General features: G+C 36.3%; 15 protein-coding genes. 1 reads left to right on the top strand and 14 read right to left on the bottom strand.

Features of this window, described 5'->3' with window-relative positions; genetic code table 11:
• The 3 genes from ACJJVM_RS12475 to ACJJVM_RS12465 all read right to left on the bottom strand — a co-directional run bounded on the left by ACJJVM_RS12475 (position 1) and on the right by ACJJVM_RS12465 (position 3,225).
• Entirely contained in the window at positions 1–1,653 is a 1,653-nt protein-coding gene (locus ACJJVM_RS12475) for a CRTAC1 family protein (protein WP_405211860.1), read from the bottom strand.
• The gene (locus ACJJVM_RS12470) at positions 1,646–2,311 is read right to left on the bottom strand and encodes a DUF6796 family protein (protein ID WP_298347991.1); all 666 of its coding nucleotides are present in this window, start codon (positions 2,309–2,311) and stop codon (positions 1,646–1,648) included. Before ACJJVM_RS12470 ends, ACJJVM_RS12475 begins: the two co-directional genes overlap by 8 nt.
• 254 nt (positions 2,312–2,565) lie before the next feature.
• Entirely contained in the window at positions 2,566–3,225 is a 660-nt protein-coding gene (locus tag ACJJVM_RS12465; RefSeq protein WP_298491206.1) for a Crp/Fnr family transcriptional regulator, read from the bottom strand.
• 276 nt (positions 3,226–3,501) lie between these two features.
• Between ACJJVM_RS12465 and hemN the strand changes: the two genes are divergently transcribed.
• Positions 3,502–4,863, top strand: a complete 1,362-nt coding sequence (hemN, locus tag ACJJVM_RS12460) for an oxygen-independent coproporphyrinogen III oxidase (RefSeq protein WP_405211859.1) — start codon at positions 3,502–3,504, stop codon at positions 4,861–4,863.
• A gap of 190 nt (positions 4,864–5,053) precedes the next feature.
• Here hemN and ACJJVM_RS12455 read toward each other — a convergent pair whose 3' ends face one another.
• The 11 genes from ACJJVM_RS12455 to ACJJVM_RS12405 form a co-directional block, all read right to left on the bottom strand.
• Entirely contained in the window at positions 5,054–5,215 is a 162-nt protein-coding gene (locus ACJJVM_RS12455; RefSeq protein WP_298347984.1) for a hypothetical protein, read from the bottom strand.
• A 49-nt stretch (positions 5,216–5,264) separates the two neighbouring features.
• Entirely contained in the window at positions 5,265–5,972 is a 708-nt protein-coding gene (locus ACJJVM_RS12450) for a sulfite exporter TauE/SafE family protein (RefSeq protein WP_021778538.1), read from the bottom strand.
• A complete protein-coding gene (locus ACJJVM_RS12445; protein ID WP_299148537.1) occupies positions 5,973–6,419 on the bottom strand; it encodes a FixH family protein in 447 nt (148 codons plus the stop codon). It abuts the gene before it with no gap.
• A 35-nt stretch (positions 6,420–6,454) separates the two neighbouring features.
• Entirely contained in the window at positions 6,455–7,876 is a 1,422-nt protein-coding gene (ccoG, locus tag ACJJVM_RS12440; RefSeq protein ID WP_405211858.1) for a cytochrome c oxidase accessory protein CcoG, read from the bottom strand.
• 29 nt (positions 7,877–7,905) lie between these two features.
• On the bottom strand, positions 7,906–8,862 hold the full coding sequence (locus ACJJVM_RS12435) for a cbb3-type cytochrome c oxidase N-terminal domain-containing protein (protein WP_405211857.1): 957 nt from the start codon (positions 8,860–8,862) through the stop codon (positions 7,906–7,908).
• Positions 8,863–8,866: 4 nt separating this feature from the next.
• Positions 8,867–9,055: a CcoQ/FixQ family Cbb3-type cytochrome c oxidase assembly chaperone gene (locus ACJJVM_RS12430; RefSeq protein WP_021778534.1), complete on the bottom strand. Its 189-nt coding sequence runs from the start codon at positions 9,053–9,055 to the stop codon at positions 8,867–8,869.
• A 3-nt stretch (positions 9,056–9,058) separates the two neighbouring features.
• Positions 9,059–11,263: a cytochrome-c oxidase, cbb3-type subunit I gene (gene ccoN / locus ACJJVM_RS12425; RefSeq protein WP_021778533.1), complete on the bottom strand. Its 2,205-nt coding sequence runs from the start codon at positions 11,261–11,263 to the stop codon at positions 9,059–9,061.
• A gap of 12 nt (positions 11,264–11,275) precedes the next feature.
• Entirely contained in the window at positions 11,276–11,482 is a 207-nt protein-coding gene (gene ccoS, locus ACJJVM_RS12420; protein WP_021778532.1) for a cbb3-type cytochrome oxidase assembly protein CcoS, read from the bottom strand.
• 126 nt (positions 11,483–11,608) lie between these two features.
• Positions 11,609–11,986: a hypothetical protein gene (locus ACJJVM_RS12415; protein ID WP_405211856.1), complete on the bottom strand. Its 378-nt coding sequence runs from the start codon at positions 11,984–11,986 to the stop codon at positions 11,609–11,611.
• On the bottom strand, positions 11,983–14,427 hold the full coding sequence (locus ACJJVM_RS12410; protein WP_405211855.1) for a heavy metal translocating P-type ATPase: 2,445 nt from the start codon (positions 14,425–14,427) through the stop codon (positions 11,983–11,985). The genes ACJJVM_RS12415 and ACJJVM_RS12410 overlap by 4 nt, the downstream gene beginning before the upstream one ends.
• A gap of 145 nt (positions 14,428–14,572) precedes the next feature.
• Positions 14,573–15,220: a hypothetical protein gene (locus ACJJVM_RS12405; RefSeq protein ID WP_298347967.1), complete on the bottom strand. Its 648-nt coding sequence runs from the start codon at positions 15,218–15,220 to the stop codon at positions 14,573–14,575.
• Positions 15,221–15,333: the final 113 nt, after the last annotated feature.

Raw genomic sequence — 15,333 nt, 5'->3', positions numbered from 1 at the left:
TCATATATTTTCTTCAGGTTTTCCTATAGTTGCATTCTGTTTTTCAACTTCAGCTTTCAAATCAATAATTCTATTAATTTCTGGATTATCAACCGTAATTTCTTTATCGTTTGCTAACCAGACTTTAATATTGGAAACAGTAGACTCTTTGCCTAATCCAAATTGAATCAGTGATGTTTGATCACTAGCTAAACCTTCACCAGTTACTAGCCATTCGGTTAGTGTTCTTGTAGGTGTAGTTACTGTTACTTTTGCCCCTTGTACATTAACCGATTCTCCTAAATCTACTTGTAGATAGTTGTTAGTTCCGCCTTTATTAATATATGCTAACGAAGGTGTATCAATATTTACCCAAATCATATCCAAATATCCGTCTTGATTAAAATCGCTTACTAACGAAGTAATGGCAAAATAAGGATTGACAACACCGCTTTTCTCTTCGGTTGGTGCAAACGTTCCATCTTCTTTTTGGATTAATAATCTACTAGGTAATCTAAAGAGTTTATTAGGTGCTAAATCCACATAATTTTCGGCAACCATTAAATCTTGTAAACCATCGTTATTCATATCGCCAAAGGTGCAACCCCAAGAAAATTCGTAATCGGCTATTTTAGTTTCTTCAGCTGTATCTGTAAATTTAAAGTTACCATCATTTTTAAAGAGAATCCATTTCTCATTAAATAAGGATGCATCTTTTATATCTCCTTTTGCTAATGCTCTAGGCAAAGTACTTCCTGTATTAGAAAACATAAAATCTACCAAACCATCATTATTATAATCACCAACTGCTAAGCCCATTGGATAGGCGAATTTTTTGGTTAATGGGTTAGGTTTCATTGTATAGGTAAGATCTCCATTATTTTTATAGGTTCTGGCTTCACCTGTATCGTGTACAACCACTAAATCTAACCAAGAATCATTATCTATATCTATTAATACGCCTTGAAATGTATTATGGATATAATCTAAACCTGCCTGTTTTGTAATGCTTATGTAATTTTCGTTGCCTGTATTTAAAAGTAACTCACTTGTAGAACCATAGGTGTAATCTTCAAAAATGGTTTGTCCTTCCATTAACTCCTTTTTAAGGTAGGTCGCCATAAAAATATCTAAATCACCATCTTTATCTATATCGCCAACAGTTAATCCTGCAGGAGTAGATTTTTCGTTTATTGGTGTGTCAATTTTTTTAGCTGTGAATTTTCCATCGGTATTATAATAAATGGTTAATCCATCTTCTCTACCTAGAATAATATCTGTAAATCCGTTATTGTCAAAATCTGCAGAGACAACACCAACTGTAGTGGTTGTTTTTCCCTTCTTAGGCAAATTCACCTCTCCTGATATATTGACAAACTCGTTATTTCTATAGGCAAAAATGGCATCTTCTTGATTCATTCCGCCACCAAAAAATACTTCATCAATATTATCGTTATCGATATCTATTAAAGCTGACGGTGCAATAGGCAACGATTTATCACCATTATATTGATGCTTGAAATCGAGTGCTACTTCCTCAAATAAAGGAATTTTACTCTCATCTATTGTGATGTCATATTTATCTGAAACTGAATCTCTCCAGAAAAAACCAAGAACTAGTAAGATTAATAAAAGGATGAGTATTCCAACGAATTTTAGAATTTTTTTAAGCATTTTGATGGTTTTTAGTGTATCTGTTTAGTTGATATAAGGATAATCCAAAGAGGATAAAATGTGTTACATTCATCAATATTGGTAACATATGCTTACCGATAGACGGAACTAATTTTCCCAAAACGACTAACAAAATAAGTATAACAATTGGGTTGAAAATGGCCATCCATTTTTTATAAAATGTACCACCTTTTAAAATGGCGATTGCAAAAACTACAGAAAGTGAAGCTATAACTATACGTAAAGCTTTAACTAAAACTTCCATATGGTCTGTATAATGCACTAATAGATTTTGGTAGGTTGATGCATCTATAGTATCTTTTAAATGCACAATATTGCCTATAGAAGCTCGTGAGCCAATCCAAATCCCACCTACTGCAAATGCTATAAAACCTATTGCTAAAACAATTCTAGCTAAAGTTTCACTTCCAGATTTTAGCATTCTATAAATATGTATGTAGCCAGCGAAATAAAAAGGTAAACCAATAATGGCTAAAAAATGACCTATTGTAAGGTTTTCTAATGGTACAAATTTGAAAAATTCATAATCATTAGAATGTTCTAAAATTGAGGATGAATAGTGTAGTAAATATTCGCCTAGTCCTACTATAATAGAAGCTATTAGACCTAAGTAGCCTAAAATATTGGTTATTTTCATTATGTTGATAGTTGGTTAGTTTTAACTTTGTCGATATATGTTAAAACTCCTTTCAAAATAAAATAAAGAACTACTTCATAGGCATTTCAATTAGTGTCTAACCCAGCCTTTCATAAAAAAATTGGTGAGATAGTTTTAATGTAGTATAACCCCTGTCTTATATCCATTACTATAACTTTCTATTGGTCTCATTATATAGATGATTTAAATTTTAGTAATTAACCACCTTCCACAAAAAATATTAGTTATTATTCCTATTTATTTTTTGAAATAAACTCAACATTATAGTCTATTACTCCTTCTTTACGCATATTGCTCATAACATTACTGACCGTTTGTCTGGATGTATTAGTAAGGTTTGCGATATCTTTATGAGAAAGTAGATTCTTCGCTATTATTTTCCCTGTTTTATCATCCTCCCCAAAATCCTCCAGATAATCTGAAACAAATTCTTTAATCCTCGTAGCACTATCTTTAAATAACAAATCGTTCAATCTTCTCTCTAGCTTTTGAATACGTAATCCGTAAACTTTTAATAATCCATTTTTAAGTGATTTATGTTTTTCAATTAGAGATTCCATTTGTTTAGACTCAATGTAACAAATCACACAATTTTCTAAGGCATAAGCAACCTCCTCTGCAGCAGCCTCTTCATCATAAAGCGCAAGTTCTCCAAAAACATTACCGCGTTTGACAATATATTTTACAGTACCACTATTACTGTCAACAATTTTGACACTACCTCTTTTTAAGAAAAATACACTGTCTTTATATTCATCTTTAAGTTCTATACGCTTGCCTTTCTCTATATTATCCATTTCAAGAATTTCACAGATTTTCATCATATTGAGAATTCCGAGTTTTTTAAAAAGGTTGAAACCTTCTAAGAACCAATATTTTGTAATTACTTTCAATTAATATCTATATGTTAATTTGTAATAAAGTAAAGCTAATCAAATAAACATTGTGCTAATATTTTATTTTCTTCATAGTTACTCTAGGCGACACTCAATTTTAGTAAAATTAGTTGATTGATAGAAATAACAAATTAATTAGACTTTAAACAGGCCCACTTTTTTCTAAGTAATTTCTTCTTCTTTTTGTCTAAAGCCATTTACTATTTTCTCTATATGACAATTGTCATAAACTAGATCTTGCTCACATATTATTTTTGAAAAAAAATATTTTTTATGTGCACACTTATATCAAAATACAACGTTGCTGGACCCAGATATACGAGTTACCCTACGGTTCCTTACTGGGATAAAGAGCTATTTACCCTTAAAGGATGGAAAGAAACCTTAGTAAAAAGTTTTAATGAAAGTAACACTACAGAAGGTATAAGTCTTTATATACATTTACCCTATTGCGAGAGTATGTGCACCTTTTGTGGTTGTAATAAACGTATTACAAAAAATCACAGTGTGGAGATTCCTTACATACAATCTGTACTCAAAGAGCTCACGCTTTATGTAAAACTTTTAGGTAGCACTCCCCTAGTTAAGCAATTACATCTAGGTGGTGGTACTCCTACTTTCTTCTCTCCAGAGCACTTAGATAGACTACTAGATGGAGTCTTTAGCCTCACCAACAAAGCCACAGAGTTTGAGCTAAGTTTTGAAGGACATCCTAACAATACCACAAAAAAACATCTTGAAACATTACATAAACAAGGCTTTACCAGAGTTTGCTATGGTGTACAAGATTATAATGAAACTGTTCAAAAAGCAATAAACAGAGTACAGCCATATCACAATGTAAAAACGGCAACCACAACCGCAAGAGAAGTAGGGTACAGCTCTGTAGGTCACGATATTATTTATGGACTACCTTTCCAAACGCAAGATGATGTGATAAGTACCATCTTAAAAACCATAAATTTACGACCAGACCGCATCGCTTTTTATAGCTATGCCCACGTACCGTGGATGAAAGGGAACGGCCAGCGTGGCTTTTCTGATCAAGATTTACCCTCTGCAGAGCAAAAGAGAAAGCAATATGAGATAGGTAAAAAAATGCTAGTCGAGGCAGGTTATGTAGAGATAGGTATGGATCATTTTGCGCTAGTAAATGACAGCCTTCACACCTCACAACAAGCAGGAAAAATACATCGCAATTTTATGGGGTATACCTCTAGTAAGACACAAGTAATGATAGGTCTAGGTGTATCTGCTATAAGTGATAGCTGGTACAGCTTTGCTCAAAATGTAAAAAACATTGAGGAGTACCAGCAGCTAGTAGAAGACGGTATTCTCCCCATCTTTAGAGGGCATTTACTTACAGATGAAGACCTTATTATAAGACAGCATATTCTTAACTTAATGTGTGAGTTTAAAACCTCGTGGACAGATCAAAAACTACACTTTCCAGAAATACCTGATGTACTTATAAAACTTAAGGAGTTAGAAAATGATGGTTTAGTAGTAATAGATGCAACTGGTATCGAAATCACAGAAAAAGGAAGACCTTTTGTGCGTAATATTTGCCTACCATTTGACCTACGCCTACAGCGCAAAAAGCCAGAGACACAATTATTCTCTATGACTGTATAATCTAAAAGTCATAATAATAAAAAAAGGAGGAATCACTTATTAAGATGATTCCTCCTTTTTTGTTTTTTTAAATAACGCTTTCGCGAAAGCGGTCTAAACCTAAGCCCCTCTTTGCACTTTAATAAACATTAAAGCAATGCGTATATCTATCACTTTATAGACTACTCGGGTACATAAAGCGCTCAATATACTAGCCATTATTTGTATCATCTTCTTCTTGGTTTGTAGCAGATTTACCGTTGCGAGACATACTATATACGATAAGTACCATCGCAATACACACCACGGCAAAAACGCCTATTAACATTGCTCCCATTCCCCAGTCTACGAGTAGTAATAATGAATTTTTCATAAGTTTAAAGTTTAGAGGTTGTAAAAAAATCTATGTTTAGTAATATCTCTTAGTGACACGCGTGCTGCGCGGCTATTTTTTCTATACGCACATTTTCTGAGGGAGAGATATAAGGAATCCCTAAGCCCATACCACGCAGTATAAACAGCACACCTATTATAACTACAAATACCGGAATCGCTTTTACTATGCGCTGTTTAATCGTTCCTTTTAAAAAGTTACCTAAGTAAATAGCCGTTGTCATAAGTGGTATGGTCCCTAGTCCAAAAATAGCCATATAAAGACCACCTTGTAAAGCATCTCCAGAAGCCAGCGCTCCAAAAACTGCCATATACACAAGTCCACAAGGCAACAACCCATTAAGATACCCGATGGTAAAAAACGTTGCTGGATCTTTCTTTTTAAGCGCAGCTCCCATATTACTTTTTACTTTTCCCACTAGTTTATATATGGGTTTTGAGATGCTATACTTACTTAAAAATCGTGAAGGAATAAGTATTACAGCGATCATTAAAACACCTATAGCAATAGACAAATTTTGCTGAAAACCAAAGAGATTAAGACTCTTCCCCACTACCCCAAAAATGAGACCTATCACGCTGTAGGTAAGAATTCTTCCTGCGTGATAGCTTGATAATTGAAAAAAGCGCTTTACGGGGTTTTTACGATCTACGGGTAACATAAACGCAATAGGCCCACACATCCCTACGCAGTGAAAACTCCCTAATAAACCGAATATGAGTGCAGACCAAAGCATTTAATAACTTATTGATTTTTTATACATATAATCTTGATCACCATCACTCCAGGTGATTGTGATATTCCATCTTCCAGCAATGAGTTTATGATCTGGTATGAGCTGTTTACCATCTGTGATAGCAAGCGGCATTTCAAAATCTAACAGCTCATTAGAAGGTCTATATAAGGAGACAGTACCCTCTATAGAAGTAGCATCTATAGATGCTGGAAATGTAAGTAACCATCCTTCTGGAGTAAGTATTCCATTAATTTTCCCTTCAAGAAGATTTGCATTAGTTTCGGCATCTATTTCGGTTTGATACTTCATTTCTTTTGCATAATACTCTTCGGTTACCAGATCGTGACTATACTTCTTATCTGTGCTCATTGTGATGACCATATACAGTATGAAAGCCATAAATGAGATCATTCCCACTACAATACCTTTTCCCCAGTTCCACTTCATAATTGTTCTTTTTTTGCTTTCGCGAAAGCGTTATACTATCTATATGTTCTTGGTCCTAAAAATGAGGTAACCGTTGTCTCTATAAGCTCATCACCGCTATACACCTCAACCTCTAGTTGTTCTTTATCACTCTTAATAGCGCTTGCGTTTATCTCAATAAACAGTGTGCCTTCTGCAAGACCTTGACCGCTTATATCAAAAAAATTACCTGAGACAACCTCTATAGTCCCTTTATGAGAAGCAAGTTTAAAGTGCACATCGTTTATATCTTCTATGGTTTTATTAACTAGCTTAAAGGTGTACACATTGCTTATCATATTATCTGCCTTGTGCTCATAAAGTTGCCCTGGTAATCTTAAGATACGTGCCTCTACATCGTTACGTAAAAAGAGCATCCCTATAAGTACCGCTATGAGAATACCTAGTACAGCTGTATAGCCCTTGAGTCTTGGGGTAAATTTGAACTTTTCTTTTTTCTCAATATTATCTTCACTTGCATAGCGTATAAGCCCAGTGGGAAGGTTTACAGCCTCCATCATATGGTCACAGGCGTCTATACAAGCAGTACAGTTTACACACTCTAGCTGGGTACCATTACGTATATCTATACCTGTAGGACATACGTGCACACAGGCAAAACAGTCTATACAATCACCTTTACCTGTAGTGGCGCGTTCTTCATTTTTTTTAAATTTTGCGCGACCTTCTTCCTTTTCTCCACGTTTGTGATCATAAGCCACTACAATAGATTTATTATCTAGCAGCACACCTTGTAGACGACCATAAGGACAAGCGATAATGCATACTTGCTCTCTAAACCACGCAAATATGAAATAGAATACACCTGTAAAAATAAGTAATGATACTAGTGTGCTTATGTGCTTAGACGGTCCATCTGTGATATATCTTATAAGCTGGTCACTGCCTATGAGATAGGCAAGAAACACATTTGCTATAAGAAAAGAGATAATAAAAAATATAGACCACTTAAGGGCTCTTTTTTTTATTTTCTCCTTTGTCCACGGCATTTTTTTAAGTCGTATTTGTTTCCCTCTATCACCATCTATCCAGTACTCAATACGACGAAAAACCATTTCCATAAATATGGTCTGAGGGCATACCCAGCCACAAAATAATCTACCAAAGGCAACGGTAAACAAAATCACAAAAACCACCCCAATAATCATCATTATTACAAACAGGTGAAAATCTTGTGGCCAAAATGGGTAGCCAAAAATATTAAAGCGACGCTCTAATACGTTAAACATCAAAAACTGGTTGCCACCTATTTTAATAAAAGGCGCACTAAATAAAAATAAGAGCAATACATAGCTTACATACTTGCGGTACTCGTACCACCTACCGTCTGGCTTTTTAGGAAAAACCCAAGCACGTTTACCCTCCTCATTAAGAGTGCCTATAGTGTCTCTAAAGTTATCTTGTCCTTGCTCTGCCATACTGGGGTATTATAAGGTGCTTGTTTTTACTAATTACTTGCTGCTACGGTAATCTCTTCTACCACTAGAGAGTCTACTTCTTTTACAGGTACAGTTACAGGTGCTGCATCTGGGTCTATCCAGATTTCACCTTCTGCTTGCTTAGGCTCTGCCGGAGTAGTACCCTGTAAAGAGAGTACAAAGCTGGCTACTTGAGCCATTTCTGCAGGTTTAAGTTCAGATTTCCAAGAAATCATACCCTTACCATCACGACCACCTTCTGAAATGGTTTTAAATACATTTTTTATACCTCCACCTAGAATCCAGTGTTGATCTGTAAGGTTAGGACCTATACCTCCTCCACCATCTGCTTTATGACAGGCAATACAGTTATTTGTGAAAATGGCTTTACCAGCATTGATATCACTAGCATCTGTAAGTAGTGTTACTGTATTAATATCTACAAGATCCTTAGCTGTTTTTTTCCATTCTTCTATTTCTGCTTTTGCCTCTGCAACCGCAACCTGATATTCTTCTTCTTGATCATAGTCGTTAAACACTTCAAATCGCACTAGGTATATTACCGCAAAGACAATCGTTGCATAAAACATATATACCCACCAAGGCGGTAAACTATTATCAAGCTCCTTGATCCCATCATAATTATGGTCAAGTATAATCTCGTGCTCCTCCTCTACTGCTTTACTTCCTAGAGAGGCCTTGTACTTCTCCTTAAACCACTTAAACTGGTTTTCTTTTGCAAGAGCTGCCTCTTTATCATATACTTTTTGGGCGTCTGGCTTGAGGCTTTTATATAGAATACTTCTTAGGGCTTCTATGCTTATCTCACCAGCTGTATAAAAAAGAATGATTACTCCCAGTACTACCCAGATCCAAGGTTCTTGTAAAAAAATAGATATCTCTCCAGTAGACCCTGCAATATCTATGATAAAATAACCCAGTATCGAGAAGCCTAAGATTCTTAAAAATGATGCTACTGTTCTCATAGATTTAATTATTTGAATTAAGTGTATTGTCGTTAAGTGGTATGTTGCTCACCTCTGCTATGTGGCTCTTCTTTGCTGTAAACACCCACCAGAAAAGGGCTGCAAAGAAGACAAAGAATATAAGTAGTGAGATGATAGGGTATATTTCAACCCCATCAATATTTTCTAGATTTCCTTTTACAAATTTTAACATCGCTTAGTCGTTTATGATGGTTGTTGTTCCGTCTGTGTTTTTAACTTTTATATCTGTTCCTAATCGTTGTATGTAAGCTATAAGAGCTACCACTTCACGATTGCGCATCTCGATAAAATCTAGCCCATTCTCTTCGGCATATTTTTTATCTGCTTCATAGGTATTTGCAAAGTCTGGATCTGCATAAAGATTTTTCTCTATTTGCGTTCCTTGTGCCGTCATAAGCTCTTGTGCGTTATCTATCTCCTCTTGAGTATATGGTACACCTAGCGTGACCATTGCTTCCATTTTCTTTTCTGTAAGATCTTTATCTAACTCATTTTTAATAAGCCATTTATAAGATGGCATTATTGAACCAGACGATGTGCTCTGCGGATCGTAAAAGTGGTTTAAGTGCCAGTTGTCACTATACTTACCACCTACACGCATAAGGTCTGGTCCCGTACGTTTACTTCCCCATAAAAATGGATGATCATACACATACTCTCCTGCCTTTGAGTACTCACCATAACGCTCTACCTCACTTCTAAAAGGTCGTATCATTTGTGAGTGACACGATACACAGCTCTCTCGTATATAAATATCTCTACCCTCGAGTTCTAGTGGTGTGTATGGTTTTACACTTGAGATTACAGGTACATAATCATCTACCATAAGTGACGGTATAATTTGTACCATACCACCTATAAGGATGGCAATAGTTGCAAAAATGGTAAGCTTTACCGGGCGTCTTTCTAACCAAGTGTGGTATCCCTCTTTTGAGGTACGTTTTCTAGTTACTTTTTGAAGTGGCGCAGCCTCTGCGAGCTCATCTGTTACTTCATTACCCGAGCGTGCTGTCATTATTAAGTTATACACTCCTATAAGCGCTCCTACTATAAACATACTTCCTCCTATAGCACGCATCCAGTACATCGGGATGATCTCACTCACTGTCTCAAGAAAGTTACCGTAAGTAAGTGTACCATCTGGATTAAATTGTTTCCACATAGATGCTTGTACAAAACCAGCAACATACATAGGTAAAGCATAAAGTATAATACCTAATGTACCTACCCAAAAGTGTACGTTTGCAAGCTTAGTAGACCACAGTGTAGTTTTAAATAACCTAGGCACCATCCAGTATACCATACCAAATGTTAAGAAACCATTCCAAGCAAGTGCTCCTACGTGTACGTGTGCAATAACCCAGTCACTAAAGTGAGCGATGGCGTTTACATTTTTAAGCGATAACATAGGCCCCTCAAAGGTTGCCATACCGTAGCCTGTAATTGCCACTACCATAAATTTAAGAACAGGATCTGTACGTACTTTATCCCAAGCCCCTCTTAGTGTGAGTAGTCCATTAATCATACCTCCCCAAGATGGAGCAATAAGCATAATAGAGAAGGCTACTCCTAAGTTTTGTGCCCAGTCTGGTAGTGCAGAGTATAACAGGTGGTGTGGCCCTGCCCAGATGTAAATAAAAATAAGAGACCAGAAGTGTACAATAGATAATCTGTATGAGTATACCGGTCTATTTGCCGCCTTAGGCACAAAGTAGTACATAAGACCTAAAAATGGTGTTGTTAAAAAGAAAGCCACCGCATTGTGACCATACCACCACTGTACTAGTGCATCTTGCACCCCGGCATACATAGAGTAACTCTTAAGCGCGCTTACTGGCAGCTCCATACTGTTTACAATATGTAATACCGCTACAGTTACAAATGTTCCTAAATAAAACCAGATTGCCACATAAAGGTGTCGCTGTCTTCTTTTAAGAATAGTACCTATTAAGTTTGCCCCAAAAGCAACCCAAATTAATGCGATAGCAATGTCAAAAGGCCACTCTAGCTCTGCATACTCCTTTGAGGTAGTAAAACCTAAAGGTAGCGTGATTGCAGCACCTACAATGATAGCCTGCCATCCCCAGAAGTTAAGATTACTAAGCCAGTCTTTCCACATACGAGCTTTGAGAAGTCGTTGTGTAGAGTAATAAACACCCGCAAAAATAGCGTTACCTACAAAGGCAAAAATCACAGCATTAGTATGCAGCGGACGCAAACGACCAAAACTTAACCAAGAGATGCCGTCTGTAAGGTTAGGAAAAAGAAACATAAAAGCTAGAAGAAGCCCCACACTCATCCCTATAATGCCCCAAAACATCGTCGCGATTATAAACTTACGTACGATTTTATTATCGTAATAGAATTTTTGTATTTCCATAAAAAAAATGGGTTACTGTTTTAAATTGGTTGAATTTGCTTGATCTTTATTATCACTCTCAGAAGCCTTAGTTGTAATTACCTCATCTTCAAAAAGCATACGCACAGATGGCGTATAAGTGTCGTCATATTGCCCTTTTTTTACAGACAGTATAAAAGCTGCAAAAAAGATGAGTGCGACAACCACACTTATTGCAAGAAGCATATAAATAATACTCATACCTGATAGGATTATGGTGTAAAACTACGTGTGAACTTCAAGGTGAAATATGACAAATGTCAGTTACTGTTAAATAGTTTTAAATGCGCTTTCGCGAAAGCGTAAAACAACTCATACACACACCTTTTACACAATCACTTTTTGAAGTCTTTTTGATACTTTCTGTAGCGATGAAAGCAGCACTCCAGTCCCTTGTACAGCACAAGGACAACTCATCATAAACTGATGCTCAAATCTTGTAATGGCTTGCAATGTGGTTTTAAATTCTTGTAAAATGACACCGTGAGCCTCTAGATAAAAAGATTGATCTCTAGATGGTAATTGCTCTACTACTGAGAGTTGATTTTGCACAGCGCTTAACCAGCTATCAAAACCCTCTTGTGGCTCATTGTGGTGCACAGATTTGTAAAACATAGTTATAAGCTGTCTCTCTGTATACACAGGTAATACTGCTATATTATGAGACGGACCTACTGCCGAAGGGATGTGTAAATGTGTAATCATATTGTTTTAAGTTTTTTACCTAAAATTGAGGTGGCTATCGTCGTAAATACAACGATACTTATAGAACTAAGCGGCATTAATATAGCTGCCACCACTGGTGCTAGATTACCTGTCACAGCAAAACCTAGACCTATGAGGTTATAAAATATTGAGAAAATAAAGGCATACTTAATGACTTCTACCCCCTTACGTGATAAGCTCATAAAAGTGGGTATATCTTTAAATCTTTGTGCGTCTAGTATACCATCACAAGCAGGAGAAAAGACATTTACATTTTCTGATATAGAAATACCTACATCACTTTGTGCTAGAGCTCCTGCGTCATTAAGACCGTCTCCTATCATCAATACTTTGCGATTACTATCTTGAAGGGACTTTATGAATTGTAACTTATCTTCTGGCTTTTGATTAAATAGTAACGTAGCATCTTGTGGCAATAATTCTGCAAGATGCTCACGCTCTCCATCATTATCACCAGAGAGAATAATAACATTAGCTTTTTTACCTATTTGATCAAAAACGGTTTGTACACCAGACCTGTAGTCATTATAAAATAAATAACACCCCTTATACATACTGTCTGTACTTATATGAACCGCAGTACGGGTATGTGGTTGTGCAGTTTTATGAGCCGCATTATCACTTACAAAACCGTAAGACCCTATCTTAATCTGGTGGTTGTTTATTGTCCCTGTGATACCCTGGCCTACATCTTCTGTATATTCATCCAGCGTTTGGATATTGTGGGTATTTAATAGTTCATATAGCGATCTACTTAAAGGGTGGTTTGAAGCTCTAAGTGTGCTGGTGAGAAGTGATTTTTCTTGTGTAGTAAGTGCAATACCTTCATAGGTTATTGTGTTCTTTACACTTGTTGTGAGCGTACCTGTTTTATCAAACACAACGGTGTCTATATGTGACATACGCTCTATGACTGAGCTATCTTTCATATATAGCTTATGACGCCCAAAAATGCGCAGTAGATTACCTAGTGTAAAGGGTGCAGCAAGAGCTATCGCACAAGGACAGGCAACAATGAGCACTGCTGTAAACACATTAAGCGCTGTACTTATATCTATAAAAACCCAAACTAAAGTTGCAATAACAGCTATAGCAAGCAGTGATATGGTGAACCTCCTGCTTATACGGTCTGTTAGATTTTCAAACGGACTTTGATTTTTTGAACTAAAGATTTCATTAGACCATAACTGAGTAAGGTAGCTCTGCTCTACAGGCTTGAGCACCTCAACCTCGATAGGACCTGCTTGCTGTCTCCCTCCAGCAAAAAGTTGATCACCAGATTGCTTTGTAACTGGAGCTGCTTCACCCGTCACAAAACTATAGTCTATAAGAGCATTTCCTTTAATAAGGATTGCATCTACCGGTAAAAGCTCTCCATTTCTTATAAGTATGCGATCCTTAGTCTTGAGCTCATAGACTTGTGCTTGCTCTTCTATAACCTTAGATTGCTCTTGCTCGTTACGATCGTGAGTAACTGAATTTTCGGTTTTATTTTGAACTTGTTTTATAAGTCTAGTAACAGCAATAGGAAAGTAAGATTTATAATCTCTCTCAAATGATAGAAAGGCATACGTTTTCTGCTGGAAAAATCTTCCCAATAATAAAAAGAAAACGAGCCCGGCCATACTATCAAAAAAGCCAGTACCCCAGTCCATCATAATCTCAACACTTGATCTTACAAATAGTACGGTAATACCTATGGCTATAGGTACATCTATATTTAAAACTTTAGATCGTAATCCTTTATATGCAGATATAAAATAATCACGCCCAGAATAAAAAACTACGGGCAGAGCAAAGAGGAACATCAACCATCTAAAAACGTACTTAAACTTATCTAACCAGAACTCACCTACCTCAAAATACTCTGGAAAGGATAAGAACATAATATTACCAAAGGCAAAGCCAGCAACACCAAGTTTATAGATAAGGCTTCTATCTACCGTTGTCTTCTTCTCTGTTGCGTCCTCTAGCGAGATATATGGCTCATACCCTATTCTTGATAAAAGTATGGCCAGATCTTTAAGCGTAATCTCTGATGAGTTATATGTAATACGAACGGTCTTTTCTGGAAAATTTACTTGTGCCGTCTTTACTGCCGCATTAAGTTTATTGAGATTCTCAAGAACCCATATGCAAGAACTACAGTGTATAGAAGGTATTAATAAAGAGACAACCTGAGTATCTTGCTCATCAAACTCTATGAGCTTTGCTACTATATCTTTATTGTCTAAAAAGTCAAACTTTGCTTCTTGATCTAATGGAGATATACCTGGAGCACGCTCAATATCATAATAGTAGGTAAGGTCATTATCATTTAAGATATCAAAGACAGTCTTACAGCCGTGACAGCAAAAAGATTTTTCTTGATGTATGATTTCTGTCTCACAAACATCGCCACAATGATAACAACTTGACATATATACTATTAATTTATACAGGCCTTACAGCCATTATACTTATAGCAAATGTGTGATTATGTAAGTGCTTTTACTATGACATATATCAGCTTTATGATAATAGTTACTAGGGATTACGCTTTCGCGAAAGCGTTCTAAAAAATATTTACTGCTCCATAGACACAAGTACATCTTGCTCCTCAAGAACCCACACCAGAAGGTTTATGTAGTCCTTTATAGCCTTACGATCACTATCTGGTTCTGTCACATCTATAGAGCCCTTCCAGATAATCTCTCTATCCTTTGTGGGGCAAATACAATAGAGTGCGCTCTCTGCGTGATATACGGTAAACTTCTCTACTCTCTCGTCTTCTACATAGATGTTTTGACTTGTGTAGTAATCGTCTTCAAAACCGTTGAATCTTTTATCCCAGTTACGATAGGATTGCACGAGTGTCACCTTATCTTCGGCACCTAGCACTTTTGACACCAGTATCGCATCATAGCCCTCTGTGAGCATCTCTCTTTCTAGGTTATCGAGCTCCTCTTCTGTTCTAGGTCTTGAGGTAAACTCTGAGTTAAAAAATGCTGTACTATTATAGGCGTTTACTCCTTTTTCTTGCAGCTTGTCAACAAGCTTTTTTTCAAAGAGCTCTCTATTTTTGACATCGCTAGTCATAGCTAGTACGAGCACTTTTTGAGCTTCAAAAGTCTCTATATCTGGGTTTTTCCAGTTTTCTATAAGTTCTGAGCTATTGCAACTCCCAAGTAGTAATGTTGTTGCTAGTATGCATAAAGTGTAGAAGTATTTCATTGCTTACATATTAGGTTATTAAATAAAAAAACAACTCCCATTACCCTCTCTAATGGGAGTTGTGTAAGACATTACATAAAGAATTAGTAATGCCAGTAAATGCTTAATGAGTC

Origin of the sequence: Dokdonia sp. Asnod2-E02 (genome assembly GCF_045063915.1) — a bacterium.
Lineage (GTDB): Bacteria > Bacteroidota > Bacteroidia > Flavobacteriales > Flavobacteriaceae > Dokdonia.
This window is presented reverse-complemented; position numbering and strand designations above follow the sequence as displayed.